The organism is Streptomyces sp. NPDC012825 (assembly GCF_042900925.1).
Lineage (GTDB): Bacteria > Actinomycetota > Actinomycetes > Streptomycetales > Streptomycetaceae > Streptomyces.
The window spans coordinates 520,425-545,737 of record NZ_JBIBBZ010000002.1 but is presented as its reverse complement, the minus strand read 5'-3'; the positions used below and the strand labels follow the sequence as shown (position 1 = coordinate 545,737).

The 25,313-nt window shown below is 73.6% G+C and carries 21 protein-coding genes and 2 tRNA genes; 19 read left to right on the top strand and 4 right to left on the bottom strand.

The window, feature by feature from the left end; all coding sequences use genetic code 11:
* The first annotated feature begins 24 nt into the window (after positions 1-24).
* The 12 genes from ACFY7E_RS07950 to ACFY7E_RS07895 all read left to right on the top strand — a co-directional run bounded on the left by ACFY7E_RS07950 (position 25) and on the right by ACFY7E_RS07895 (position 11,787).
* Positions 25-1,257, top strand: a complete 1,233-nt coding sequence (locus ACFY7E_RS07950; protein ID WP_389481941.1) for a hypothetical protein — start codon at positions 25-27, stop codon at positions 1,255-1,257.
* A gap of 107 nt (positions 1,258-1,364) precedes the next feature.
* Positions 1,365-2,123 (top strand): GntR family transcriptional regulator, encoded by a 759-nt coding sequence (locus ACFY7E_RS07945; protein ID WP_389481939.1) that lies wholly within the window; start codon positions 1,365-1,367, stop codon positions 2,121-2,123.
* Between the two features lie 135 nt (positions 2,124-2,258).
* Complete coding sequence (locus ACFY7E_RS07940; protein ID WP_389481937.1) at positions 2,259-3,380, top strand: TIGR03364 family FAD-dependent oxidoreductase; 1,122 nt, start codon at positions 2,259-2,261, stop codon at positions 3,378-3,380.
* A 5-nt stretch (positions 3,381-3,385) separates the two neighbouring features.
* On the top strand, positions 3,386-4,069 hold the full coding sequence (locus ACFY7E_RS07935; RefSeq protein ID WP_389481935.1) for a phosphonatase-like hydrolase: 684 nt from the start codon (positions 3,386-3,388) through the stop codon (positions 4,067-4,069).
* The gene (locus ACFY7E_RS07930; protein WP_389481933.1) at positions 4,066-5,118 is read left to right on the top strand and encodes an ABC transporter ATP-binding protein; all 1,053 of its coding nucleotides are present in this window, start codon (positions 4,066-4,068) and stop codon (positions 5,116-5,118) included. The genes ACFY7E_RS07935 and ACFY7E_RS07930 overlap by 4 nt, the downstream gene beginning before the upstream one ends.
* Positions 5,111-5,965: a 2-aminoethylphosphonate ABC transporter permease subunit gene (locus ACFY7E_RS07925; RefSeq protein ID WP_389481931.1), complete on the top strand. Its 855-nt coding sequence runs from the start codon at positions 5,111-5,113 to the stop codon at positions 5,963-5,965. The genes ACFY7E_RS07930 and ACFY7E_RS07925 overlap by 8 nt, the downstream gene beginning before the upstream one ends.
* Positions 5,952-6,749, top strand: coding sequence for an ABC transporter permease (locus tag ACFY7E_RS07920; protein WP_389481930.1), 798 nt, complete (start codon positions 5,952-5,954; stop codon positions 6,747-6,749). The genes ACFY7E_RS07925 and ACFY7E_RS07920 overlap by 14 nt, the downstream gene beginning before the upstream one ends.
* 44 nt (positions 6,750-6,793) lie before the next feature.
* Complete coding sequence (locus ACFY7E_RS07915; protein ID WP_389481927.1) at positions 6,794-7,852, top strand: 2-aminoethylphosphonate ABC transporter substrate-binding protein; 1,059 nt, start codon at positions 6,794-6,796, stop codon at positions 7,850-7,852.
* 133 nt (positions 7,853-7,985) lie between these two features.
* Positions 7,986-9,530, top strand: a complete 1,545-nt coding sequence (locus ACFY7E_RS07910) for an alkaline phosphatase family protein (protein ID WP_389481925.1) — start codon at positions 7,986-7,988, stop codon at positions 9,528-9,530.
* Positions 9,531-9,611: 81 nt separating this feature from the next.
* Positions 9,612-10,391, top strand: a complete 780-nt coding sequence (locus tag ACFY7E_RS07905; RefSeq protein WP_383433380.1) for an HAD-IIA family hydrolase — start codon at positions 9,612-9,614, stop codon at positions 10,389-10,391.
* A 110-nt stretch (positions 10,392-10,501) separates the two neighbouring features.
* Positions 10,502-11,125, top strand: a complete 624-nt coding sequence (locus ACFY7E_RS07900; protein WP_389481922.1) for a hypothetical protein — start codon at positions 10,502-10,504, stop codon at positions 11,123-11,125.
* Positions 11,126-11,127: 2 nt separating this feature from the next.
* Entirely contained in the window at positions 11,128-11,787 is a 660-nt protein-coding gene (locus ACFY7E_RS07895; protein WP_389481920.1) for a class F sortase, read from the top strand.
* An 84-nt stretch (positions 11,788-11,871) separates the two neighbouring features.
* Here the strand turns inward: ACFY7E_RS07895 and ACFY7E_RS07890 are convergent.
* Positions 11,872-11,945, bottom strand: a tRNA-Lys gene (locus ACFY7E_RS07890).
* 185 nt (positions 11,946-12,130) lie between these two features.
* On the opposite strand from ACFY7E_RS07890, the gene ACFY7E_RS07885 reads away from it, so the two are divergent.
* The 5 genes from ACFY7E_RS07885 to ACFY7E_RS07865 all read left to right on the top strand — a co-directional run bounded on the left by ACFY7E_RS07885 (position 12,131) and on the right by ACFY7E_RS07865 (position 18,487).
* Positions 12,131-13,522 carry a peptidoglycan-binding protein gene (locus tag ACFY7E_RS07885; protein WP_389481918.1) on the top strand — a complete coding sequence of 464 codons (1,392 nt, stop codon included), beginning with the start codon at positions 12,131-12,133 and terminating at the stop codon, positions 13,520-13,522.
* 26 nt (positions 13,523-13,548) lie between these two features.
* Positions 13,549-15,630 (top strand): SPFH domain-containing protein, encoded by a 2,082-nt coding sequence (locus ACFY7E_RS07880; RefSeq protein WP_389481915.1) that lies wholly within the window; start codon positions 13,549-13,551, stop codon positions 15,628-15,630.
* A 165-nt stretch (positions 15,631-15,795) separates the two neighbouring features.
* Positions 15,796-16,389, top strand: a complete 594-nt coding sequence (locus tag ACFY7E_RS07875; protein ID WP_383433367.1) for a lytic polysaccharide monooxygenase — start codon at positions 15,796-15,798, stop codon at positions 16,387-16,389.
* Between the two features lie 203 nt (positions 16,390-16,592).
* Complete coding sequence (locus tag ACFY7E_RS07870; protein WP_389481913.1) at positions 16,593-17,894, top strand: sensor histidine kinase; 1,302 nt, start codon at positions 16,593-16,595, stop codon at positions 17,892-17,894.
* Positions 17,810-18,487 (top strand): response regulator, encoded by a 678-nt coding sequence (locus ACFY7E_RS07865; RefSeq protein ID WP_383433362.1) that lies wholly within the window; start codon positions 17,810-17,812, stop codon positions 18,485-18,487. Before ACFY7E_RS07870 ends, ACFY7E_RS07865 begins: the two co-directional genes overlap by 85 nt.
* 58 nt (positions 18,488-18,545) lie before the next feature.
* On the opposite strand, the gene ACFY7E_RS07860 is transcribed toward ACFY7E_RS07865, so the two are convergent.
* Both ACFY7E_RS07860 and ACFY7E_RS07855 read right to left on the bottom strand, forming a co-directional pair.
* Positions 18,546-18,619: transfer RNA gene (locus tag ACFY7E_RS07860), tRNA-Lys, on the bottom strand.
* Positions 18,620-18,707: 88 nt separating this feature from the next.
* Positions 18,708-19,466 carry an IclR family transcriptional regulator gene (locus ACFY7E_RS07855; protein WP_389481910.1) on the bottom strand — a complete coding sequence of 253 codons (759 nt, stop codon included), beginning with the start codon at positions 19,464-19,466 and terminating at the stop codon, positions 18,708-18,710.
* A 509-nt stretch (positions 19,467-19,975) separates the two neighbouring features.
* Here ACFY7E_RS07855 and ACFY7E_RS07850 point away from each other — a divergent pair.
* Together ACFY7E_RS07850 and ACFY7E_RS07845 are read left to right on the top strand one after the other, a co-directional pair.
* Positions 19,976-21,046, top strand: coding sequence for an LLM class flavin-dependent oxidoreductase (locus tag ACFY7E_RS07850; RefSeq protein WP_389481908.1), 1,071 nt, complete (start codon positions 19,976-19,978; stop codon positions 21,044-21,046).
* A gap of 254 nt (positions 21,047-21,300) precedes the next feature.
* On the top strand, positions 21,301-22,998 hold the full coding sequence (locus tag ACFY7E_RS07845; protein ID WP_389481906.1) for a glycosyl hydrolase family 18 protein: 1,698 nt from the start codon (positions 21,301-21,303) through the stop codon (positions 22,996-22,998).
* Positions 22,999-23,185: 187 nt separating this feature from the next.
* Here the strand turns inward: ACFY7E_RS07845 and ACFY7E_RS07840 are convergent, their stop codons facing one another.
* Positions 23,186-25,051, bottom strand: a complete 1,866-nt coding sequence (locus ACFY7E_RS07840) for a putative bifunctional diguanylate cyclase/phosphodiesterase (RefSeq protein ID WP_389481904.1) — start codon at positions 25,049-25,051, stop codon at positions 23,186-23,188.
* Positions 25,052-25,313: the final 262 nt, after the last annotated feature.

Here is a 25,313-nt window from a genome sequence, read left to right as displayed (position 1 = left end):
GCGAGCAGCAAAGGCACCGGCACCATGGCATCCGCACCCCTGCGCCTGCGCGGCGTCCGCGCCGTGACCGTGGCGACCGCCGTGGCCGCCCCCTTCGCGCTCGCGGCCTCCGCACCGGCGACGGCCGTTCCCGAACCGGGGGCGACGGCGGCCGTTCCCGCTCCGGTGGCGACGGCCCCGGGCCCGGGCGCGGGGGCGGCCGCCCCCGAACCGCCCGCCGCCCCGCCGCCCCCCGTCGCGCCCCTCATCCCCGCCCCCGACCCGCTCACCCCCGGCTGCGGCACCCCGGACGACGGCGCCTTCCCGCTCGACACCCGGATCCACGGCGGCCCGGCCGACTACGCGGCGGGCGGGCCCTTCCAGGACTGGCGGCTCGATCTCACGAACACCACCGGGTCGCCCTGCTCCGGCGTCCACCCGGTGCTCGTCCTCACCGACCGCGACCGGGTCCTGCGACCGGAACAGATCCGCTTCGAGTTCTACGACGCCGGGGCCGCGCGCTGGCACCCCGTGGCCTTCGAGGAGACCTCGGAGGCCGAGAACGTGGGCGTGTTCACCGACTTCGGCGGCTTCGCCGTCCCGGCGGGCGAGACCCTCACCGTCCCCGTACGCCTGGCCTTCGGCGCGGGGGCGGCCCCCGGCGAGGTCGTGGTCAACGCGGCGATCGTCCAGCGCCGGGGCGCGGACGGGGACTGGATCGGGGACTCCGGCGACTACCGCCTGACCGTCGGCCCGCCCGACCCGGACGCCCCGACCGAGCCCCCCGGCCCCACCGCGCCGCCCGCGACCACCGCCCCGGCCGAGCCCGCCGCACCGCCGACGGGCAAGGAGCGGCCGACGGGTACGGAGCCGCCGACGCGTACGGGGCCACCGAAGACGGCGGGGCCGTCGGAACCGGTCAGGTCCGCCGCACCGGCCGGATCGCCGTCCCCCGGCAGGCCGACCGGCTCCACCCCGCCCTCGGCGTCCACCGCTCCCGCCCCCTCCGCCGCCCCCACCCGACCGGCCTCGCCCGGAGAGACGCCGGAGGAGACGCCCGGAGAGACGCCGGAGGAGACGCCCGGGGAGGCACCGGGGGACGCCTCCGCCACCACACCCCCCGACGCCCCTGCCTCCGCCCCCGTCCCCGTACCCGAACTCGCCCACACCGGACGCGCGTCGGACGCGAGGGCGCGCGCCCTCGCCGCCTTCGCCGCCGCCCTGGTCCTCCTCGGCGCCGCCCTCGTCCGCGCGGGCCGCCGCCACCGGCGCTCCTGAACCGCGCTCCCGCGAACAACCACCACGAACCCCGTCGGAAGCCGCCCCCACCCCCGCGCCACCCTCCGTACACCTCCCCGTTCACCCCCGTCTGCGACCATCCCCCGGTGAACTACCAGAGCACTCCCGGCGCCCCCGTCCGCTCCGGCGTCCCCGAGCACGGGCGCGTCCCCAAGTACTACGCCGTCAAGGCGAAACTCGCCGTGATGGTGGACGAGTTGGGGGAGGGCGGGCTGCTGCCCACCGAGCGCGACCTCGCCGTCCGGTACGAGGTGTCCCGTGAGACCGTCCGGCAGGCGATCCGCGAACTCCTCCTGGAGGGGCGGCTGCGCCGCCAAGGCCGGGGCACGGTCGTCGCGGGCCCCAAGCTCGAACAGCCCCTCTCGCTCGCCAGCTACACGGAGGGCGTGCGCCGCCAGGGCCGCCGCCCCGGCCGCAGCCTGATCTCGCTCGACCGCTTCCCCTGCCCGGAGGCGCTCGCCCCCGAGGTCGGCGCCGGGCCCGGCGAACCCGTCTGGCACATGGAGCGGGTGCTGCTCGCCGACGACGAGCGGGTCGGCCTGGAGAGCACGTACGTCTCCGAGGCCCGCGCCCCGCGCCTGGACACCGACTTCGACCCGGACTCGTCCTTCTACGCCTACCTCCACGACCGGCTCGGCATCGTGTTCGGCGACGCCGACGAGCGCATCGAGACCGTGCTCGCGACCCCGCGCGAGGCCCTGCTCGTCGGCACCCCGCCCGCCCTCCCGATGCTGCTGATCCACCGCGTCTCCCGGGACACCGCCGGGCGGCCCCTGGAGCGGGTGCGCACCCTCTACCGGGGCGACCGCTTCAGCTTCACCACCCACCTGGGCCGCCAGGAATGACGACGGAGCCCCTCGTCCCGGAATCCCGCCACATCACAGAACGATAACGGGTCTGGTCCAAGTTTGGCGGCCCGTTCACCGTCCCGTCGTCCACCGGCCCCGTCCGGGCCACCCGCCCCCGCGACCGTCGTCGGCATGAAGGTGATCGTCGTAGGAGCCGGCGTGGTGGGAACCATGCACGCCTGGCACGCAGTGGAACGCGGCCACGAGGTCGTACACATCGAGCGCGAGGCCGAGGCGCGCGGCGCCTCCCTCCGCAACTTCGGGCAGATCTGGGTGAGCGGTCGCGCCGGCGGGGAGGAGCTCGACACCGCCCTGCGCGCCCGCGAACTCTGGGAGGGCATCGGCGCCCGCGTCCCCGGACTCGGCTTCCGGGCCATCGGCTCCCTCACCCCCGTGCGGAACGCGCTCGAACTCGCCGTCGCCGAGGCCGCCCTGGCCCGCCCCGACGCCGCCGCCCGGGGCTACGAGCTGCTCACGGCCGACGAGGCCCGCGCGCTCAACCCGGTCCTGCGCGGGAAGTTCGAGGCCGCGCTCCGGTGCGAGCGGGACGCCGCCGTCGAGCCCCGCACCGCGCAGCTCGCCCTCCGCGAGGCCCTCCTCGCCACCGGCAGGTACACCTTCCTGCCGAACAGGGAGGTCCGCGACGTCGTCGGCGAGCACGCCGTCCGCGACGACCGGGGCGAGGTCCACAGCGGCGACGCCGTCGTCCTCTGCACCGGCGCCTGGCTCTCCGGCCTCGTCCGCGAGGTCGCCGGCGAGGTCCCGGTCCGCCGGGTCCGCCTCCAGATGATGCAGACCGACCCGCTCGGCGAACCGCTCACGACCTCCGTCGCGGACGCCGACTCCTTCCGCTACTACCCGGCCTACGCCTCCGGCGCCCTCGACGCGCTGAACGCGGGCCAGGCGCAGGACCCCACCGCCGCCGCCCACCGGATGCAGCTCCTCATGGTGCAGCGCCTCGACGGCGGACTGACCATCGGCGACACCCACGAGTACGAGCACCCCTTCGCCTTCGACACCCTCGAAGACCCCTACGAGCACCTCACCCGCGTCGTCGAGTCCTTCCTCGGCCGCCCGCTGCCGAAGATCAGGCGCCGCTGGGCCGGGGTGTACGCGCAGTGCGCCGACACCACCCGGGTCGTGCACCGCCAGAAGGTCCGCGACGGCGTGTGGCTGGTGACCGGGCCCGGCGGCCGGGGCATGACCTGCTCGCCCGCCATCGCCGAGACGACCGCGAACGAACTGGGCTGGTGAACCCCATGAGCACACACCTGATGAACCTCGTCGTCCTCGACATGGCCGGCACCACCGTCGCCGACGACGGCCTCGTCGAGCAGGCCTTCACCGTCGCCGCCGAACGCCTCGGCGAGGACCCGGCCGCGATGATCGGCCACGTCCGCGCCACCATGGGCGAATCGAAGATCTCCGTCTTCCGCCACCTCCTCGGCGGCGACGAGCGGCGCGCCCAGGAGGCCAACCTCGCCTTCGAGCAGGCGTACGAAGAGCTCGTCGCCGACGGCAGGATCGCCCCGATCCCCGGCGCCGCCGAGACCATCGCCGCCCTCCGGGACCAGGGCAGGACCGTCGTCCTCACCACCGGCTTCGCCCGGATCACCCAGGACGCCATCCTCGACGCCCTCGGCTGGCGCGACCTCGTCCCCCTCACCCTCTGCCCGGCCGACACCGGCGGCCGGGGCCGCCCGTACCCCGACATGGTCCTCGGCGCCTTCCTGCGCACCGGCGCCGTCGACGACGTGCGCCGGACCGTGGTCGCCGGCGACACCTCGTACGACATGCTCTCCGGCGTCCGCGCCGGCGCCGGGATCGTGGCGGGCGTCCTGACCGGCGCCCACGGCGAGACCGCGCTGAAGGAGCACGGCGCCACCCGCGTCCTCGCCTCCGTCGCCGAACTCCCCGAGCTGATAAGGGAGTACGAGGCGTGACCAGCGGCATCCGCTTCGACGCCGTCTCCGTCGCCTACGGCTCCACCACCGTCCTGGACTCCCTGGACCTGACGGTGGAGCCCGGCGAGGTCATGGCCCTCCTCGGGCCCTCCGGCTCCGGCAAGACGACCGCGCTCCGGGCCGTCGCCGGGTTCGTCCGGCCGGTCTCCGGGCGGGTGTTCATCGGGGACCGGGACGTCACCGACCTGCCGCCGTACCGGCGCGGGATCGGCATGGTCGTCCAGCAGTACGCCCTCTTCCCCCACCTCAGGGTGGACGCCAACGTCGCCTTCGGCCTCAAGGCCCGCAAGGTGCCCAGGGCCGAGATCCCCGAGCGGGTCGCGGAGGCCTTGGAGATGACCGGCATGGCCGACTACGCCCGCCGCCACCCCCGGGAGCTCTCCGGCGGGCAGCAGCAGCGCGTCGCCATCGCCCGCGCCCTCGCCGTACGCCCCGACGTCCTCCTCCTCGACGAACCGCTGTCGGCGCTCGACGCGCAGCTGCGCTCCGGAATGCTGGCCGAACTGGCCCGGCTCCACCGCGAACTGCCCGACGTGTCGATCCTGTACGTCACCCACGACCAGGTCGAGGCGCTGACCCTGGCCGACCGGATCGCCGTCATGGACCGGGCCCGGCTCCGGGACTGCGGCACCCCGCAGGACCTGTACCGCAGGCCCCGCACCGAGTTCACGGCCTCCTTCGTCGGCAACGCCAACCTGTTGCCGGTGACGGTGGACGCGGACGGCGTGACCCTGGGCGGGACCGCGCTGAAGGTGGAGACCGGGGGAGCGGCGCCGGGCGCCGGGGCCACCCTCTGCGTCCGCCCCCACCTCGTCGGCCTCGGCGACGGCCCGAACGCGCTCCGGGGCCGGATCGCCGAGGTCCAGTGGCGCGGCTCCACCCACCGCCTGTACGTGGAGGTGGCGGGCCACCGGATGAAGGCGGACGTCCGCGAACTGCGGGAGACGCCCCCGCTCGGGACCGAGGTCACCCTGCACTTCGCGCCCGAGGACGCGGTGCTGCTCACGGCGGGGGTGACCGATGGCTAGCGCCGTCACCACGGCCGCCCCGGCCGCGCCCCGTGCGCGAAAGGCGCGCACCGCCCCCGCCTGGGTCTGGGCCCTGCCCCCCGTCGCCGTCCTCGGCCTCGTCTTCCTCTACCCGCTCGCCCTCGTCGTCCGGGAGTCGCTGGCCCCCGGCGCGTACGCCGCCGTCCTCGGCTCCGCCTCCTTCTGCGAGGCCCTCGTCACCACCGTGTGGATCGCCGTCGCGGCCACCGCCGGCTGTCTGGTCCTCGGCTTCGCCCTCGCGCTCGTGATCGCGTTCGTGCCCTTCCCCGGCGCGAAGGCGGTGGCGAAGTTCATCGACGTCTTCCTCTCCTTCCCGTCCTTCCTGATCACGCTCGCCCTGCTGTTCCTCTACGGCACGGTCGGCATGGCCAACGGCATCTGGACCGACGCCACCGGCGCCGCCACCGGGCCCTTCCGATTCCTGACCACCCCGTGGGGCGTGCTCCTCGCCGAGATCACGTACTTCACCCCGTTCGTGATGCGCCCGCTGCTCGCCGCCTTCTCGCAGATGGAGACGGCCCAGCTGGAGGTGGCGTCCTCGCTCGGCGCCCGGCCGCCGCGGATCGTCCGGCAGGTGATCCTGCCCGAGGCGCTGCCCGCGCTCGCCGCCGGCGGCAGCCTCGTCCTCGTCCTGTGCCTCAACGAGTTCGGGATCGTCCTCTTCACCGGCGCCAAGGGCGTCACGACCCTCCCGATGCTCGTCTACGGCAAGGCGATCCTGGAGTCCGACTACGCCGCCGCCTGTGTCGTCGCCGTCGTCAACGTCGCCCTCTCCACCGGCCTCTACGCCCTCTACCGGGGGGTGAGCCGCCGTGCTGGTGCATAGCCGTGCGGGCCGGTGGACGGCCTGGGCCCTGTTCGCCGTCCTCTTCGTGCCGCTCTTCGCCCTGCCGCTCCTCGTCGTCCTCGCCGCCTCGTTCTCCACGCACTGGTCCGGCGCCTTCCCCTCCGGACCGACCACCGCCCACTACGCGGCGGCCGTGCGCGGCGAGTCCCTCCAGGCCCTGACCACCAGCCTGGTCACGGCCGTCACCGCCAGCCTGATCGCGCTGACCGCCGGCACCTGGGCGGCGCTCGCCTCGGCGGCCCTGGGGAAGCGGGGCCGCCGGATCGTGGACGCCCTCTTCATGCTGCCGGTCGCCGTGCCGTCGGTGGTGGTCGGCCTCGCCGTCCTCGTCGCCTTCTCGCAGCCGCCGGTGCTCCTCAACGGCACCCGCTGGATCGTGGTCCTGGCCCACACCGTGCTCGTCACCGCCTTCGCCCACCAGTCGGTCTCGGCCGCGATCCGGCGCCTGGACCCGATGTACGAGCAGGCGGCGGCCGGACTGGGCGCCCGCCCCTCGTACGTCCTGCTCCGGGTGAAGCTCCCGCTCCTGCTGCCGTCCCTGAACGCGGCCGCCGGGCTCTGCTTCGCCCTCTCCATGGGCGAGCTGAGCGCCACGATGATGCTCTACCCGCCGGACTGGCTGCCGCTGCCGGTGCTCATCTTCACCGCCACCGACCGCGGCTCCCTCTTCACCGGCTCGGCGCTCGCCGTGGTCCTCATGGCCACGACGCTGCTCGCCCTGCTCGCCGTCTCCCGCGTCCGCACCGAAGCCTCGTACCGCTGAGCCCCGTACCGCCGAGCCCCTCACCATCAGGAGAGAACAACGCCATGCTTACGCACGTCAGGCCGTTCGCCGCCGTCACCGGCGCCCTCGTCCTCGCCGCCTCCCTCACCGCCTGCGGCGGCTCCACCGCCGCCTCCGACGAGAAGGTCGTCACCGTCTACAGCGCCGACGGCCTCAAGGGCGAGGCGGGCGACGGCTGGTACGACAAGGTCTTCGAGGACTTCGAGAAGCAGACCGGCATCAAGGTGAAGTACGTCGAGGGCGGCTCCGGCGAGATGGTGCAGCGCGCCCTCCGCGAGAAGAGCAACACCCAGGCCGACGTCCTCGTCACCCTGCCGCCCTTCATCCAGCAGGCCGGCTCCAAGGGGCTGCTGCAGGCGTACGCGCCGCAGGGCTCCGACCGGGTGGACGGCGCCGACAAGGCGGCCGACGGCACCTGGACCTCCGTCGTCAACAACTACTTCGGCTTCGTCCACAACAAGAAGGAGCTGCCGACCGCCCCCAGGACCTGGGAGGAGCTGCTCGACAGGAAGTACGAGAACCGGCTCCAGTACTCCACCCCCGGCGTCGCGGGCGACGGCACCGCCGTGCTCATCAAGGCGATGCACGACTTCGGCGGACGCGAACCGGCCATGGAGTACCTGAAGAAGCTCCAGGCCAACAACGTCGGCCCCTCCTCCTCCACCTCCAAGCTCGCCCCCAAGGTGGACAAGGGCGAGCTCCTCGTCGCCAACGGCGACGTCCAGATGAACTTCGCCCAGTCCAAGTCCATGCCGAACCTCGGCATCTGGTTCCCGGCCAAGGGCAACGGGAAGCCCACCACCTTCGCCCTGCCGTACGCCGCCGGCCTGGTGAACGAGGCCCCGCACGCCGAGAACGGCAGGAAGCTCCTCGACTTCCTGCTGAGCGAGGGCGCCCAGCGCCAGGTCAGCGCCGTCGGCGGCGGCTTCCCGGCCCGCGAGGACGTCAGGCCCACCGACGCCAACGCCCTCGCCCTCGCCAAGCTCCTGGAGGGCGTCGAGGTCTTCGAACCGGACTGGGCCGACATCGACGCGAACCTGACGGCGTACGTCGACGCGTGGAAGTCCGCCACCGGAAGCTGAGAGTTCACCGCACGGCCCTGGAACACCTCCGCAGATCGCGGAAGGATAACGGGTACGGACCCAACGCCCCTGAGACGTCAGGGGCGTCGAGTCGTCCCGACTCCCTTCCGCCCCTTCCACGGAGGACCCCGACATGCCGCTCACCGGCATCTCCCGCCGCACCGTGCTCGCCGCCGCCGGCGCCACCGCGGCCGTCGCCGCCACCGGACTCGCCACCGCCCCCGCCGCCTCGGCCGCCACGACCGCCGCCCCGACGCTCCCCGAGGGCACCAGCAAGGACAAGGTGCTCGTCGTCGGCATGGACGGCCTGCGGTACGACCGGATCGACGCCGCCCAGGCCCCCACGCTCAAGTCCCTGATGGCGAACGGCACCTACGGCCGCTCCCTGCTCTACGCCAACCCGATGGCCGCCACCTCCTCCGGCCCCGGCTGGTCCACCATCTCCACCGGCGTCTGGCCCGACAAGCACGGCGTGAAGGACAACACCTTCACCGGCAAGAACTACGGCACGTACCCCGGCTTCCTCGCCCGCCTGAACCAGGTCCGCCCCGGCCTCTCCCTCTTCGCCGCCGTCGACTGGCCCGAACTCGACACCCACGGCACCGTCACCCCCGGCGCCGACGCCAAGCTGGTCTACAACAACAACTACGTCGTCAACGACAAGGTGATCACCGACATCACCGAGGACGTCCTGCGCAACCAGAACCCCGACGTCCTCTTCGTCTACTTCGGCGAGACCGACGAGATCGGCCACAACTACGGCGCCGCGCACGCCAAGTACCTCGAAGCCATCGACGTCCAGGACGCCTACCTCGGCCGGCTCCTCGCCGCGATCGAGGCCCGCCCGTCGTACGCCACGGAGCGCTGGACGGTCATCGTCGCCACCGACCACGGCCACACCGACGCCGGCGGCCACGGCGGCTCCAGCGTCGAGGAGCGGCGCACCTTCGTCCTCGCCCGGGGCCCCGGCATCGCCGCCGGCGCCCGCCCCATCGACACGCGCCTGGTCGACGTCGCCGCCACCGTCTTCCGCCAGCTCGGCATCGTCCCCGACCCGTCCTGGGGCCTGGACGGCAAGCCGGTCCAGGAGCGCTCCACCGACCCCTTCGACACCCTGTACGGGTCGCTGACCGGCCGCGTCGACGAGACCGGCATCCCCGCCGGGGTCCTCGGCTTCACCCGCACCGCACCCAGCGGCTGGTCCGTCATCAACAACGCGATGGGCACCGGCGGCGTGACCGAGTGGCGCGGCTGGTCCTTCGCCACCGACGAGTTCTGGTCCCGCTCCCAGCGCGACCAGTCCCGCGAGCTGAACGTGCGGGCCCGGGGCGTCTTCGCCGTCGCCGACTCCGACGAGTGGGCCGACACGACCTTCTCGGGGACGTACGACTCCACCCTGGTCACGCCCGCGCACGACGTCTCCGGCGCGTCCTCGGTCACCCTCGGCTTCACCACCCTCTACCGCCAGGAGGGCTCCCAGACCGCCCAGGTCCTGGCGAGCTTCAACGGCGGCACCCCGACCGTCGTCAAGAGCTACACCGCCGACGTCCTCTCCCAGCCCCAGTCCCTCACGGTCCCGGTCCCCTCCGGCGCCTCCACCGTGAGCTTCCGCTTCCGCTACACCGGCTCCAACAACTGGTACTGGACGATCGACGGGGTCAAGATCACCGCATCCTGACTAGGCTGGGGGCGTCGCCACAGCGCAGTCGCGGCGCCCCCCAGCACCCCGCACGACATGCACGGCAGGAGTCCCGCACCCATGGCAGAGCGCAAGCCGATCGAATCCTGGCTCACCGACATGGACGGCGTCCTCATCCACGAGGGCGTGCCGATCCCCGGCGCCGACGCGTTCATCAGGAAGCTGCGGGAGACCGGGAAGCCCTTCCTGGTCCTCACCAACAACTCGATCTACACCGCCCGCGACCTGCACGCCCGCCTCGCCCGGATGGGCCTCGAAGTCCCCGTCGAGAACATCTGGACCTCCGCCCTCGCCACCGCCAAGTTCCTCGACGACCAGCGCCCCGGCGGCACCGCGTACGTCATCGGCGAGGCCGGCCTCACCACCGCGCTGCACGACATCGGCTACGTCCTCACCGACCACGACCCCGACTACGTGGTGCTCGGCGAGACCCGTACGTACTCCTTCGAGGCGATGACCAAGGCCGTCCGGCTCATCAACGCCGGCGCCCGCTTCATCTGCACCAACCCCGACGAGACCGGCCCGTCCCTGGAGGGCCCGCTGCCCGCCACCGGCTCGGTCGCCGCGCTCATCACCAAGGCCACCGGCAAGGAACCGTACTTCGCGGGCAAGCCGAACCCGCTGATGATGCGCACCGGGCTCAACGCGATCGGCGCCCACTCCGAGTCCAGCGCCATGATCGGCGACCGGATGGACACCGACATCCTGGCCGGCCTGGAGGCGGGCATGCAGACCTTCCTCGTCCTGACCGGTCTGACGACCACGGCGGAGGTGGACCGCTACCCGTTCCGCCCGTCCAGGATCGTCGACTCGATCGCCGACATCGTCGACCGCGTCTGACCGGCCGACCGCGTCCGACCGGCGGGAAAGGGCCCGCTCCGCACACCCGGTCGGACCCCTGCGGATGCGAGAAGCGCCGGAACGGGTGACCCTTCCACCAGGAGGTCACGATGCGTTCAGGTCCCATTGCTCTTCGTGCCGCAGGGGCGGCCTTGGTCCTCGTCCTCGCGCCCGCGGCCGGCGGCGCGTACGCCCACGACGGGGTGCGCGTCACCGTCACCCCGTCCACCGCCTCGCCCGGCGACGACGTGGACGTCCGGGTCGAGGGCTGCGAGGGCACCACCGGTGCCGCGAAGTCCCGGGCGTTCACCGCCGACGCGAAGCTCGTCGGCCGGGACGGCGGGAAGCACCCGTTGCACGGCGACGCCGCCCTCCGGTCCGGGCTCGACAGCGGTACGTACGAGGTGAGCGTGGTCTGCGACGGCCACGTGCACCACGACGCCGGCAGTGTCCGGGTCGAGCGCCACGGGCCGACGCACCGGCCCACCCACGAGCCGTCCCACCACGCGACCCCGGTCGCCCCGGTCCGCGCGGGCGGGGGAGGCACCGCCGCCTTCGCCGCGCCCGCCGCCCCCGGCGTCGCCCAGACGGCCGGCGAGGACGGCCTCGGCACCCCGTACACCGTGCTCGGCCTCGCCATGGCCGGCGTCGCCGCCGTGGCGGTCGCCGTCCGCAGCACCCGCCGGCGCGACGAGGGCTCCTCCGGCACGGGTACGCACACGGGCACGGAGTGACGGTGTCGTCCGGCACCCGCCCGGCGGGCGCCGGGCGACTGATCACCGGCCCGGCCTGGGCCCTGCTCTTCCTCGGGTTCTGGCTCTGGGGCGGCGGGGCGGTCGGGGGCTCCCCGGGCGGCCCGGGGCCGACCACCGGCGACATCGCCGCCGTCGGCCGCCCGGCCGGGTCGGAGCTGCCCCCGGCCCGCGCGCCCCTCGCGCCCGCCGCGCCCCGGCGGGTCGAGGTCCCCTCCCTCGGCGTCGACGCGCCCGTCGTGGCGCGCGGCCTGGACGACACGGGCGCCATCGACCCGCCGCCCTTCGAGACGCCGAACGCGGTGGGCTGGTTCGGCTCCGGCACCCGGCCGGGCACGGCCGGGGCGGCGCTCTTCGTCGGCCACGTCGACACCGAGACCCGCCCGGCCGTCTTCTACGGCCTGAGCGCGGCCCGCCCCGGCGCGAAGGTCCTCGTCACCCGGACGGACGGCTCGGTCGCCGAGTTCACGGTCGACGACGTGCGGGTCTTCCCCCGCGAGGGCTTCGACGCGACGAAGGCCTACGGCCCCCGGGAGCCCGGCCGCGCCGAACTCCGCCTGATCACCTGCGGCGGCACCTTCGACCGCGAGACGGGCGCCTACACGGCGAACGTGGTGGTGTCGGCGTACCTCACGGGAGGCTGAGAACCCTCTCGACGACGAGCTCGACAACGGACTCTCGACAACGATCAAGGCCCCTCACCATCGGTGAGGGGCCTTGACTGTGCGTGCGCCGCCAGGGACTCGAACCCCGGACCCGCTGATTAAGAGTCAGCTGCTCTAACCAACTGAGCTAGCGGCGCCTGCTGACAGAGAGAACTCTACCCGACGCGAAGACGTGCTCCTGACCAATAACGGCCGTCCCCGGCCTGTCGGACGGTCGTATCGGTCCTTCGATCCGTCAAAATGTTATTTATACGGACAGTTGCCGCACGGACGCCCCAAACGACGGTCGAAAAGATCTTTCACGAGTGTGGAGGGGAATCGCATGAGCGTGCCGGTCTTCGAAGAGTTCGAGCCAGCGGCCGACTGCGCCTGCCCGGGCTGCGCCCGACAGCGGCGTGACCTCGCCCTCGGCCTGCCGGTCCGGGCCGGCGGCCACCCGGCGGCCCACGGCGCCCGCCGCGCCCTGGTCCTGGTGACGGCGGCGGGCGTGGTCCTGGGCGGCGGCGGGACCGGCGCGGCGACTGTGCTCTCCCGCGCGCCGGACGCGCCGGGGGACACGGGGATCCCGGCACCGGCGGGCGGGACGGCGGAGCCCGGCCCCGACCCCGCCTCCGCCGTCGACACCGACACGCCGCAGGGCGGGTGGGGGCCGCTGCACGGCGCGCCGGGCCCCGGATCCCAGCCCGTACCGGCCGCCACCCCGACGACCGGCCAGGTCGCGACCGACACGCTGCGGCCGACGACCCGCACCGAGATCGTCAACCGCGCCAAGCTGTGGGTCGACGCGCGGGTCCCGTACTCCATGGAGAAGTACTGGACGGACGGCTACCGGCAGGACTGCTCCGGCTACATCTCCATGGCCTGGAACCTGCGCGCCAACGAGTGGACCGGCAGCCTCGACCGCTTCGGCGAGAAGATCGACCGGGCCGACCTCCAGCCCGGCGACATCCTGCTCTTCCACAACCCGGCCGACCCGACCCGGGGCTCGCACGTCACGATCTTCGGCGGCTGGACCGACCACACCCGCACCTCCTACACCGCGTACGAGCAGACCAAGCCGCAGACGCGGAAGAAGACCACGCCGATGGCGTACTGGGAGAACTCCGACCGGTACGTGGCCTACCGCTACAAGGGCGTGGTGAGCGGCGACGGCACCGGCGCCGGGGGCGGGGAGACGGCCGGGGTGCCGCCGTTCCCCGGCGCGGCGCAGTTCGGGCCGGGCAGGAAGAACACGCACGTCACCCGGCTCGGCCGGCTGCTCGTCGCGCGCGGCGGCAAGAAGTTCTACGCCGTGGGACCCGGTCCGAAGTGGACCGAGGCGGACCGGCGGGCGACCCGGGCGTTCCAGGAGGCGCAGGGCTGGCGGGGCAGGGAGGCGGACGGCATCCCGGGGCCCGACACGTGGGAGCTGCTCGTGACCGGGAAGGGCCGGAGCATCGGCGGTTCGAGTGGTTCGGGCGGGCCGAGCGCGCATGCGACGCCCTTTCCCGGGCGTGGCTCCTTCCGTCCGGGCCGATCCAACGCATATGTGGAGAAGCTGGGCGAACAACTGGTGAAGCGGGGCTTCGGCAAGCACTACCTGTCGGGACCCGGTCCGCGCTGGACGGAGGCGGACCGCCGCAACGTCGAGGCGTTCCAGCGGGCACAGGGCTGGCGCGGCGGAGCGGCCGACGGCTACCCGGGCCCGGAGACCTGGCGGCGCTTGTTCCGATGACCCCGAGAGCATGAGGTGGATCCCGAATGACGGCACCGACCCCGACCCCCGCGGACTCCGGCGCGGCGGCCTCGCGCGACGCGGCCCGCACGGCGAGACGCCTGACGGACGGCACCCTCCCCCGCACGTCCCCACCCCGCACCCCACCGGGCGACCTCTTGACGCCGCCCGCGCCCGCGCCCGCGCCCTCGACCTCGACCCCGGCACCGGACGAGGCGGCGGCCCGGGTGCCGGAGCCCCCGGCCGCCCCGGTCGCCGACGCCTCACCGAACTGGGACCCCGAAGCACTGGCGACCACCGCCCCGGCTGAGCCGGACGCCCCGGCGACGGACACCTCGCCGGACCGGGCGGCCGGTGCTCCGGCGAATCCGGTGGCGGGTACTCCGGTGAGTCCGACGGCGGACGAGCCGACGCCCCCGGTGGTCGGCGTCTCACTGGTACGGGCGACCGCCGCTCCGGTGGCGGAGGCCCCTTCGGAGCCGAGGGGAGGCGCTCCGGAGAGCCGGACGGTCGATGCTCCGGCGGCCCCGACGCCCGACGCCCCGGCGGTGCGGGTGACCGTCGCCCCGGTGGCGGCCCCGACCGCCGTCGCCGCGCGGGAGAAGACCCCTGCCTCCCCGCAGGAAGCGGTCACCCCGGTCGCCCCAGTCGCTCCGGCGACCAAGGCCCCCACCCCCACGAAGGCACCCGCACAGGCCGGTACGACCCCGGCACCGACCAAAGCACCGGCCCCGGCCCCGGCCCCGGCCAAAGCACCGGCACCGGAACCGGCCCCCACCCCCACCTCCACCCCCGACCCCCCCGGCGGGACCACCGTTCCCGACTTCGGGCGGATCAAGGGTGCCCGGGTCGCCGTCGTCGCCCTGCCCGTCGCCGGCGTGGTGCGGGTGGCACGGCGGAGGAACGTGATCGGGGCCGAGACCACCGGCTCCATCCCGGTGCACCTGCTCTTCCGGGACGAGCCGGAGACCGGCGCCCCCGGCGCCCCCGGCGCGAAGGACGACGACGGGGGACCCGACACCGTCGCCATGGCCCCGCCCACCGCTCCGGGGAAGGCCCGGGGGCCCGGCGTCCCGGGCCCGGCGAAGACCCCGGCCCCGGGCCGTACCGAGCGGGCGCCCGCGCCCCGGCCCCGTGCGGTGGCGAAGAGCAGGGCCAGGCACGCGGCCCCGCCCCCCTCCTCCCGTCCGGCCCCCACCGCCGACCCCGCTCTCGTCGAGCGTCCCGGGGCGGTGCTGCCCGGATGGGTCGGGGTGGTCGGCGGGGCCCTGGCGCTCGCCTGGTGCGCGGTGGTCGTGTGGTGGACGGGCGCGGTGCCCGACGAGGCGGCGCGGATGCTGCGGCTGCCGGTCCGCCCGTACCACGGCGTCCACCTCGGCCAGTGGGCCCTGCTCGCCCTCGGGATCGTGGCCGTCCTCTTCGCGCTCGGCGGCCTCGGCCGCGGCCGGGTCGGCTACGCCTGGGTCCTGACGCTGTTCGGGGACTACCGCGGCACGGTCCGCCGCACCGGTCTGATCTGGGTCAGCCCGCTGCTGCTGCGCCGCCGGGTGGACGTACGGCTCCGGCACTGGCGCAGCGAGCCGCTGCCGGCCGTGGACGCGCGGGGCACGGCGCTCGACGTGGTCGTCCTGGTGGTCTGGCGGGTGCGGGACACGGTCCGGGCGTCGCTCGGGATCGACGGCCACGAGGAGTACCTGCGGGAACAGGTGGAGGCGGCGATGGCCCGGGTGCTCTCGCAGCTCCCGGCGGACGCGTTCCACGAGGACGCCCCGACGCTCCGGGACGCGGAGGCGGTCGGCGAGGCCCTGACGCGGATGCTGTCGGCGGAGTGCGCGCCGGTCGGCCTGGACGTCTTCTCGGCGCAGCCGACGCGGATCGAGTACGCCCCCGAGGTCGCGACGGCGATGCGGCGCAGCCGGATCGCGGCGCTCGACGCGAAGCACCGGGACAGCGTCCTGACGTCGGTCGTGGACGCGGTGGACGACGTGGTCCACCGGCTGACCAGTCGTGGTCTGGTGGAGCTGGACGACTACGAGCGCAAGGCGCTGGTCAAGGACCTGACGGTGGCGTTCTACACGGGAAGGGCGTCTTCCGCCGAGGGGGCCTGAGGGGATGGACAGGGCCAAGTTAGGTCCATACCTTGTTACTTGGTCCAGACCAAAATGCGTCATCGCCGTACGGCAAAGAACAGGGAAACACCCGCACCACCCGCACCACACGCACGCGTGCAGCACGACCGACGGAACTCCCCCACGTTCTCCTGGAGCGACAGCATGCGCAAGAAATCGATAGGGGCGACGCTGGTGGCGCTCGGCGTCGCCGGCGTCACCCTCCTCGGCACCGGCAGCGCCGGCAGCCACGGCTACACCGACTCGCCGATCAGCCGTCAGAAGCTCTGCGCCAACGGCACCGTGTCCAACTGCGGCAACATCCAGTGGGAGCCGCAGTCGGTCGAGGGGCTCAAGGGCTTCCCGGCCGCCGGACCCGCCGACGGAAAGATCTGTGCCGGCGGGAACGCCCCGTTCGCCCAGCTCGACGACCCCCGGGGCGGCACCTGGCCGGCGACGAGCGTCACGGCGGGGCAGAGCTACAACTTCCGCTGGCAGTTCACGGCCCGCCACCGCACCACCGACTTCAAGTACTACATCACCAGGAACGGGTGGAACCCGAGCCAGCCGCTCACCCGGGCGGCCCTCGACCCCCAGCCGTTCCTGACCGTCCCCTACAACAACCAGCAGCCGCCGTCGACCCTCTCGCACTCCGGGAACCTCCCGGCGGGCAAGACGGGCCGCCACCTCATCCTGGCGGTGTGGACGGTCGCGGACACCGCGAACGCCTTCTACGCCTGCTCGGACGTGAAGTTCTGACGGCCCGGCGGACGTAGGACGGATCCACGGGAGCACGGCCTCCGCGCCCCCGTGGATCCGGCACCCCGGGCGCCGCCCCGGGGCCGGGGCGCGAGCCGCACCCCGGCCCCGGAGGCGGACCCGACCCCACCCCCGGCCCTGCCCCCCTCCCACCCCCCGACCCCATGGCCCCGCCCCCGCCGCCCCGCCTACCGTGGGTGCCCATGGAACCCCGTACGCCCTGGCAGGCGCTCGCCCGGCCCCGCCTCCTCCTCGGCCCCTGGCCGTGGCGGGCCGTCGCGTACCTGGCCACCGGCGCGCTCGCCGGGGCCGCCGCCGGTCTCGCCCTGCTCGTCCTCGGCGTCTTCTCGCTGGTCCTCGTCGGGCTGCCCCCGCTCCTGCTCTCCGGCCCCGTCCTCGGCGCGCTCGAACGGTTCCGGCTCCGGCTCGTGGACCGCGACCCGGCCCCCGACCCGCACCGCGTCCCCGCCGCTCCCGGCCTCGCCGCCTGGCTCCGGCTGCGGGCGGGGGAGCCGGCGACCTGGCGGGAGTTCGCGTACGCCCTGCTGCTCGCCACCGTCCTGTGGCCGTTCGACCTGGTCGTCCTCGCCGTCGGCGCCGGCCTGCCCCTGGCCCTGATGTGCGTCCCCGTCCAGTTCGCCGCCGACGGCCACGAGGTCAAGGTCGTCAAGGCGTACCTGGTCACCTCCTGGCCCGGGGCCCTCGCCACCGCGGTCCTCCTCGTGGCCCTCGCGTATCCGCTCACCGCCGCCGCCGGGGCCCGCGCCGCCCTCGCCCGCGCCCTGCTCGCCCCGCGCGACGCCCCGGCGGGCGGGATCGGCGAGGTCATCGCCTCCCGGGCCCGGCTCGTCGACGCCTTCGAGGCCGAGCGGCGCCGCATCGAGCGCGACCTCCACGACGGGGCCCAGCAGCGCCTGGTCGCCCTCACCATGACCCTCGGCCTCGCCCGCCTCGACGCCCCGCCGGGTCCGCTCGCCGACCGGCTCGCGAAGGCCCACGCGGAGGCCGGGCGGGTCCTGACCGAGCTGCGCGAGCTGATCCACGGCATCCACCCCCAAGTCCTCACCGACTACGGTCTCGGCCCCGCCCTCGCCGACGCCGCCGATCGCTCCGCCGTCCCCGTGGACACCGACGCCGAGCTGCCCCGGCTGCCCCGGGCCGTGGAGAGCGCCGGCTACTTCGCGGCCTGTGAGGCGCTCGCCAACGTCGGCCGGCACAGCGGCGCCGGCCGGGCCCGGATCACCGCCCGGCACGCGCACGGCGTCCTGCGGCTCGACGTCGAGGACGACGGGCGGGGCGGGGCGGACCCGGCCCGGGGGAGCGGCCTCACCGGCCTCGCCGACCGCGTCGCCGTCCTCGATGGCACACTCGTGATCACGAGCCCGCCGGGCGGACCGACCCTCCTCCGAGTGGAGATCCCATGTTCAGCACCGATCGGCCCGGCGCGGGACGCCGGCTCCGCGTCGTCCTCGCCGAGGACGGCGTCCTCCTCCGGGAGGGGCTGATCGGGCTCCTGGCCCGCTTCGGCCACGAGGTCGTCGCCGCCGTCGGGGACGCCGACGCCCTGCGGGAGGCGGTCGCCGCCCACGACCCGGACGTCGTGGTGACCGACGTGCGGATGCCGCCCGGCTTCCAGGACGAGGGGCTGCGCGCGGCGGTCGCGCTCCGCGCCGAGCGGCCCGCCCTGCCGGTCCTCGTCCTCAGCCAGTACGTGCAGCGCAGCTACGCCGCCGACCTCCTCGACGCGGGCGACGGCACCGGCGTCGGCTACCTCCTGAAGGACCGGGTCGGGCAGGTCGAGGAGTTCCTGGACGCGCTGGTCCGGGTCGCGGACGGCGGCACGGTCGTCGACCCCGAGGTCGTACGGCAGCTGCTGCGGCGCCACCGGGACCCGCTGGCGGCGCTCACCCCGCGCGAGCGCGAGGTCCTGGGCCTGGTCGCGGAGGGGCACTCCAACGGGGCGGTCGCCCGCCGGCTCGTGGTGACCGAGGCCGCCGTCGGCAAGCACATCGGCAACATCCTCGCCAAGCTGGACCTGCCCCCGGCCGAGGACACCCACCGGCGCGTCCTCGCCGTCCTGACCTACCTGAAGGCGTAGAGACGGGTCCGGGCGCACGAAGAAGCCCCCCGCTTCCGCGAGGGGCTTCTTCTGTCGGTGCGCCGCCAGGGACTCGAACCCCGGACCCGCTGATTAAGAGTCAGCTGCTCTAACCAACTGAGCTAGCGGCGCCTGCTGACAGAGAAAATACTACCCGGTCCCACGGAGTGCTCGTGACCGCCGGTCCGGCGGCCCCGCCGGCCGTCCCCCGGGAGCGGTGTCAGATGGCCAGCGAGAGCACCACCGGGGCGGCCCTGCGGTTGAGCGTGTCGGCCGCCGCGCGCAGCCGGTGGGCGTGTTCGATCGGCAGGGAGAGCGCCAGGCAGCCCACGGACGCGCCCGCCGTCAGCGGCACGGCGGCGCAGACCGTGCCCACCGCGTACTCCTGGAGGTCGAGCACGGGGACGGTGGCCGGCTGGCTGTCGAGCTTGGAGAAGAGGATCCGCTCGCTGGTGATGGTCCGGGAGGTCAGCCGGGCGATCTTGTGGCGGGAGAGGTGGTCCCGCCGTCCGTTCTGGTCGAGCTGGGTGAGCAGGCACTTGCCGACGGCGCTGGCGTGGGCCGCCGAGCGGAAGTCCACCCACTCGTTGACCTTGGGCGTGCGCGGGCCGTCGGCGAACTGGGTGATCCTGACCTCGCCGTCGATGTACCGGCTGATGTAGACGGCCGCGCCGACGGAGTCGCGCAGCTCGGTCAGGGTCTCCTGGAGCTTGGCCTCCAGGGCTTCGCGGCGGGTCAGGCCGGAGCCGAGGAGGACCAGGGAGTCCCCGACCACGTAGGCGCCGTCGGCGACCTGCTCGACGTACCCCTCGCGGCGGAGCATCAGGAGCAGCGAGGAGAGGTGGGTGACGGGAAGGCCGGTCTCGCGGGCGATCTGGACGTCCGTCACTCCGCCGCCGTGCCGTGAGACCGTCTCCAGGACGCGCAGGGCGTACTGCACCGAGTGGAACGGCGCGGTGGGCTCGGGCTTCAGCGCCACGGTTTCCCCCTACCAGGTTGTGACCGCAAGCTTTCGTACCACGATAACCGCCAAGGACCTTCCGCGGGGCGGCTGTTGGCGAGAATGATGCGGAAGGCCCGGGCCCTCATCTGGGACGCACCCCTGTGGCATATGCCAATGTCACGCGTGTTCCGCAGAGTCTCAGGTCAGGGACGTGCGGGCTTGTCCTCGCGCGTACGTTCGGGCCGGTGGCGACGGGAGATTTCTCACGGGGAAGCGGACTCCGCGGACCCCCTTCCGGTGGCCGATAACGCACGGAAGACGGGTGGCGGGAACACGTCGGCGCACCGAGGGGGCGCGCGAAGGAGTGCGCGGGGAGCGCCGAGGGGGCGCAGAGAGGGGAGTACGCGGAGGGCGCCGAGGGACGCGCGCGGGAGTGCGGGAGGGGGTGCGGGAGAGGCGCGCGAAGGGGGCGTACGGAATAAACGGAGACCCCCTCCTGTTCTCCTCTCCATGTATTCGCACGTGTGCCGAGGAGGGTCCCGACGGTGACCGACACCATTCGAGGAGAGGCGCGGGGCACCGCGCCCGTACCGCTGTCCGTACTGGACCTGGTGACCGTCGGCAGCGGAGGGACCGCGTCCGGGGCCCTCGCCACCAGCGTCGAGCTGTCCCGGCTCGCCGAGCGGCGCGGCTTCCACCGGCACTGGGTGGCCGAGCACCACTCCATGCCCGGGGTCGCCTCCTCCTCCCCGGCGGTCATCCTCGCCCACCTCGCCGCCCACACCCGGCGCATCCGGCTCGGCTCGGGCGGCGTCATGCTGCCCAACCACGCCCCGCTCGTCGTCGCCGAGCAGTTCGGCACCCTGGAGGCCCTCGCCCCGGGCCGGGTCGACCTCGGCCTCGGGCGCGCGCCCGGCACCGACGGCGCCACGGCCGCCGCCCTGCGCCGCACCGACCGGCTGAACGAGGGCGTCGACGACTTTCCCGAGCAGCTCGCGGAGCTGACCCGGTTCCTGGACGACGACTTCCCGGACGGGCACCCGTACGCCCGGATCCACGCCGTGCCCGGTCCGGTGCAGGGGCCGAAGGGGCGCCCGCCGATCTGGCTGCTCGGATCCTCCGGCTTCAGCGCCCGGCTGGCCGGCGTGCTCGGGCTGCCCTTCGCCTTCGCCCACCACTTCTCGGCCAGGAACACGATCCCGGCGCTCGACCTCTACCGGGACTCCTTCCGCCCCTCGGAGGTGCTCGACGCCCCGTACGCGCTGATCGGCGTCTCGGCGCTCGCCGCCGACGAGGCGGCGCAGGCCCGCCGCCAGGTCCTCGCCGGAGCCCTCGCGATGCTGCGGCTGCGCACCGGCCGGCCCGGTCTGGTGCCGACGCCGGAGGAGGCGGAGGCGTACTCCTTCAGCCCCGCCGAGCGGGAGTTCGCGGACGGCTGGCTCGCGAACGTCGTCTACGGCACCCCGGACGAGGTCCGCACGGGCCTGGACGACCTGCGCAAGCGGACGGGCGCCGACGAGCTGATGATCACGGCCAACGTGCACGGCGGGGAGGCGCGGCTGCGGAGCTACGAACTGATCGCGGACGCGTACGACCTGCCGGAGCTCGCCGGGTAAAACCTGGATTTCCGAAGCCGGCTGGTTCACGGTCGAACGAACACCGGGCCTTCCCTAAGCGAACCTTAAACCGCTCGTCACCGATGGTGGCGGGCGGTTCCGTTTTGTGCTGCACGTCTCTGACAAGGGCTTTCTTCCGTCAATTGGTCTAGTCCTCAATCTGGTTCAGACCATTGACTCACCGTTCGCGCGGCGGTTATCACTGCTCCAGCTCCTGTACGGCACCACCCTGTACCCCCCTCCGGAGGCCGCACGTGCACCCCCGTAAGTCATTGATCGCCGCGCTCCTGAGCTCGGCCCTCGCCGCCGGCGCGCTCGCCGCGACCGCCGGACTCGGCTCGGCCCAGGCGGCCCCCGCGTCGACCACCGCCTCCGCGGGCAACGTGCGCATCGCGTACTACGACCAGTGGAGCGTCTACGGCAACGCGTTCTACCCCAAGCACCTCGACACCCGGGGCATCGCGGGCCAGCTGGACGTCCTGAACTACTCGTTCGGCAACATCCACCCCACCAACCTCACCTGTTTCCAGGCCAACAAGGCCGCGGGCGATGACAACAACCCCAACGCGGGTGACGGCGCGGGCGACTCGTACGCCGACTACCAGAAGTCCTTCAGCGCGGCGGACAGCGTCGACGGCGTCGCCGACAAGTGGGACCAGCCGATCGTGGGCGTCTTCAACCAGTTCAAGGAGCTGAAGGCGAAGTACCCCCACCTGAAGATCAACATCTCGCTGGGCGGCTGGACCTACTCCAAGTACTTCCACGACGCGGCGAAGACGGACGCGAGCCGCAAGAAGCTCGTCTCCTCCTGCATCGACCAGTACCTCAAGGGCAACCTGCCGGTCGAGGGCGGCTACGGCGGCGCGGGCACGGCGGCCGGCATCTTCGACGGCATCGACGTCGACTGGGAGTACCCGGGCTCCTCCGGCGGCCACCTGGGCAACCACTACGGCCCCGAGGACAAGCAGAACTTCACCCTCCTGCTCGCCGAGTTCCGCAAGCAGCTCGACGAGTACGGCGCGGCCAACGGCGGCAAGAAGTACCTCCTGACCGCCGCCCTCCCGGCCGGCCAGGACAAGATCAAGTACATCGAGACGGACAAGATCGGCGCGTACCTCGACTACGCGAACATCATGACGTACGACATGCACGGCGCCTGGGACGGCGACGGGCCGACGTACCACCAGTCCCCGCTGTACCCCTCGCCGAACGACCCGACCGACCCGATCGCGCCGGGCACCGAGAAGTACACGATCGACTCCGCCATCGACTCCTGGATCGACGGCAACCCGACCTACGGCATCACGGGCGGCTTCCCCGCCAACAAGCTGACCCTGGGCTACGAGTTCTACTACCGCGGCTGGAAGGGCGTCCCGGCCGGGACCACCAACGGCCTCGCGCAGACCGCCACCGGCGGCTCCAACGTCCGCCCGCTCAGCCAGCAGGCCGGCATCGCGCACTACAAGGAGCTCGGCGGCATCGTCGACAACCCGTCGACCACCTTCTGGGACGACCAGTCGAAGTCCTCGTACTTCTACAAGGACGGCGAGTTCTTCACCGGCCTCAACCAGAAGTCCATCCAGGCCCGCGTGGACTACGGCAAGCAGCGCGGCCTGGCCGGCGCGATGATGTACTCCCTGCTCGGCCTGGACGAGAACGCCACCCTGCTGAAGCAGATCAACACCGCGCTCGGCTCCACCACCACGCCGCCCACCACCCCGCCGACGACGCCTCCCACGACGCCGCCGACCACCCCGCCCACCACGCCCCCGACGACGCCGCCGGCCACCGGCTGCGGCTCGGTCCCGGCGTACAAGGCCGGCACGGTCTACAACACGGGCAACGAGGTCTCCCACAACGGCCGCAAGTACAAGGCCAAGTGGTGGACCCAGAACGAGGTCCCCGGCACCACCGGCGAGTGGGGCGTCTGGCAGGACCTCGGCGCCTGCTGAGTGCCCGACCCCCGCTGAACCGCCCATGATCACTGCCCCCGCCCGGAATGTCCCTCCGGCCGGGGGCAGTTCCATGCGCGGGGGCGGTCCTCCCCCCCGCGCGGGGGTACGACTCCGAGGGCGTGAGCACGCCTCCGGACGCGGCGGTACGGCTCCGGGCGCGGTCGTACGGCCCGGCGCGCGCGGCTCAGACCGGCAGCGGCTCCGCGCCGATCAGCTCCGCGATCCGCTCCGGGGCCACCGCCCGCGAGTACAGCCAGCCCTGCCCCGTGTCGCAGCCGATCCGCCGCAGCCGGCCGGCCTGCCCGGCGGTCTCGACGCACTCGGCGGTGACCGTGAGCCCGAGCCGGTGCGCGAGCTGCACGAGCGCCTCGACGATCAGCTCGTCGGCCGGGTTGGCGTGCTCCTCGTCCTGGAAGCCGCGCACGAAGGAGCCGTCCAGCTTGAGCACGGAGACCGGGAGCCGGCTCAGGTAGGCGAGGTTCGAGTAGCCGGTGCCGAAGTCGTCGATCGCGATCCGCACCCCCATGTCGCTCAGCGCCTGGAGCGCCTGGAGCGGCCGGCCGGCCGAACCCATCACGGCGGACTCGGTCAGCTCCAGCTGGAGCAGGTGCGGGGCGAGCCCGGTCTCCGCGAGGATCCCGGCCACGTCCGCGACCAGGTCGGAGTCCCAGACCTGCCGGACCGCCACGTTGACGCTCACGAAGAGCGGGCGCTCGCGCGGGTGGTCCTTCTGCCACTGCCGGGCCTGGTGGCAGGCGGTGCGCAGGATCCAGCGGCCCAGCTCCACGATGGAGCCGTCCTCCTCGGCGATCCCGATGAACCGATTCGGCGCGAGCGGGCCGAACTGCGGATGGTGCCAGCGCACCAGCGCCTCCACCCCGCGCACGGCCCCGTCCGCCAGGTCCACGAGCGGCTGGTACTCCAGGGCGAACTCCCCGCCCTCCACGGCCGGCCGCAGGGTGGAGGAGAGCGACTGCCGGGTCATCCGGTGGGCGTTGCGCTCGGGGTCGAAGAGGGTCCAGCGGGCCTTGCCGTCCGCCTTCGCCCAGTACAGCGTGGTGTCGGCGGCCTGCATCAGGGCGGTCGGCGTCGTCCCGTGCCCGGAGCGCTCGACCACGCCGATGGAGGCGGAGACCGAGAGTCGCTGCCCGGCCAGGTCGAAGGGCGCCTGGAGGGCGTCGAGGACCGAGCGCGCCAGGTCGGCCATCTGCTCGGTGCCGCTGGAGTCCTCGACCAGGATCGCGAACTCGTCCCCGCCGAGCCGCGCCACGAGGTGGCCGCCGCTGCGGGTGTAGCCGTCGCTGTCCGCGCATGCGGTCAACCGCCCGGCGACGGCGGCCAGGAGCCGGTCCCCGACCCGGTGGCCGAGGGTGTCGTTGACCGCCTTGAAGCCGTCGAGATCGAGGTAGCAGAGACCGATCCGCCCTGTTCTGCCATGCCCGTACGACTCGTACGACTCGTACGACCCGGGTGACCCGTGCGGCACCCCGGACAGCTCCCCGGCGGCGTCCAGGGCGGCCGAGAGGCGCTCGAAGAAGAGCGCGCGGTTGGGCAGCCGGGTCACCGGGTCGTGCATCCGGAGGTGGCGCAGGCGCGCCTGGAGCTCGCGCTTCTCGCCGATGTCCGCGATCGACATCAGGACCCGCCGGCTGCCGGGCACGGGGGTGACGGTGACCTCGGCCCACAGCGAGCGCCCGTCGGGGTGCTTGAGGCGGCGGGTGCAGCGGAAGCGGGAGCGCCGGCCGCCGAGCACCTCGTGGTACGCCTCCCGGGTGCGCCCGTCGGAGGCGAGGTCGACGAGGTCGGCGGCGGCCTGTTCGCGGAGCGCCCCGGCCCCGGTGCCGAGGAGGTCGCCGAGGGAGTCGTTGGCCGCGACGACCACGCCGTCCGGGTCGACGAGGGCCATGGCGAGCCGGGCGACCCGGAAGGCGGCGCGGTAGTCGCGGAGTTCGGCCCCCCGGCGTCCGTCGTGACGCTCCGTGAGGGCGGGCTCGGCCGGCCGTGTCTCCGCCGGTCCTGAGGGCACCGGCCCTTCGGGGGTTCCGCTCACCGCTCGCTCCCGTAGTGCAGTCGGGCCGGTCGCACGGGGACGGGACGGTCGGCCGAGGAAGAGTGAGCCGATCATAGGGCCAGGCCGGTCGGCCGTTCCAGCTCTGGACCGCCGTCGGGGGCCGTCCGGCGCTGTGAGGACGCCCACCGGACCACCCTGCCCGATCGTTTCTGCCCGGCTCTGACACGGGTCGATGAAGAGGTGATCGATGGTGACTTTCCGTGAACGCATTCATGTCCGTGTCGCGTCGACACGGCGGCGC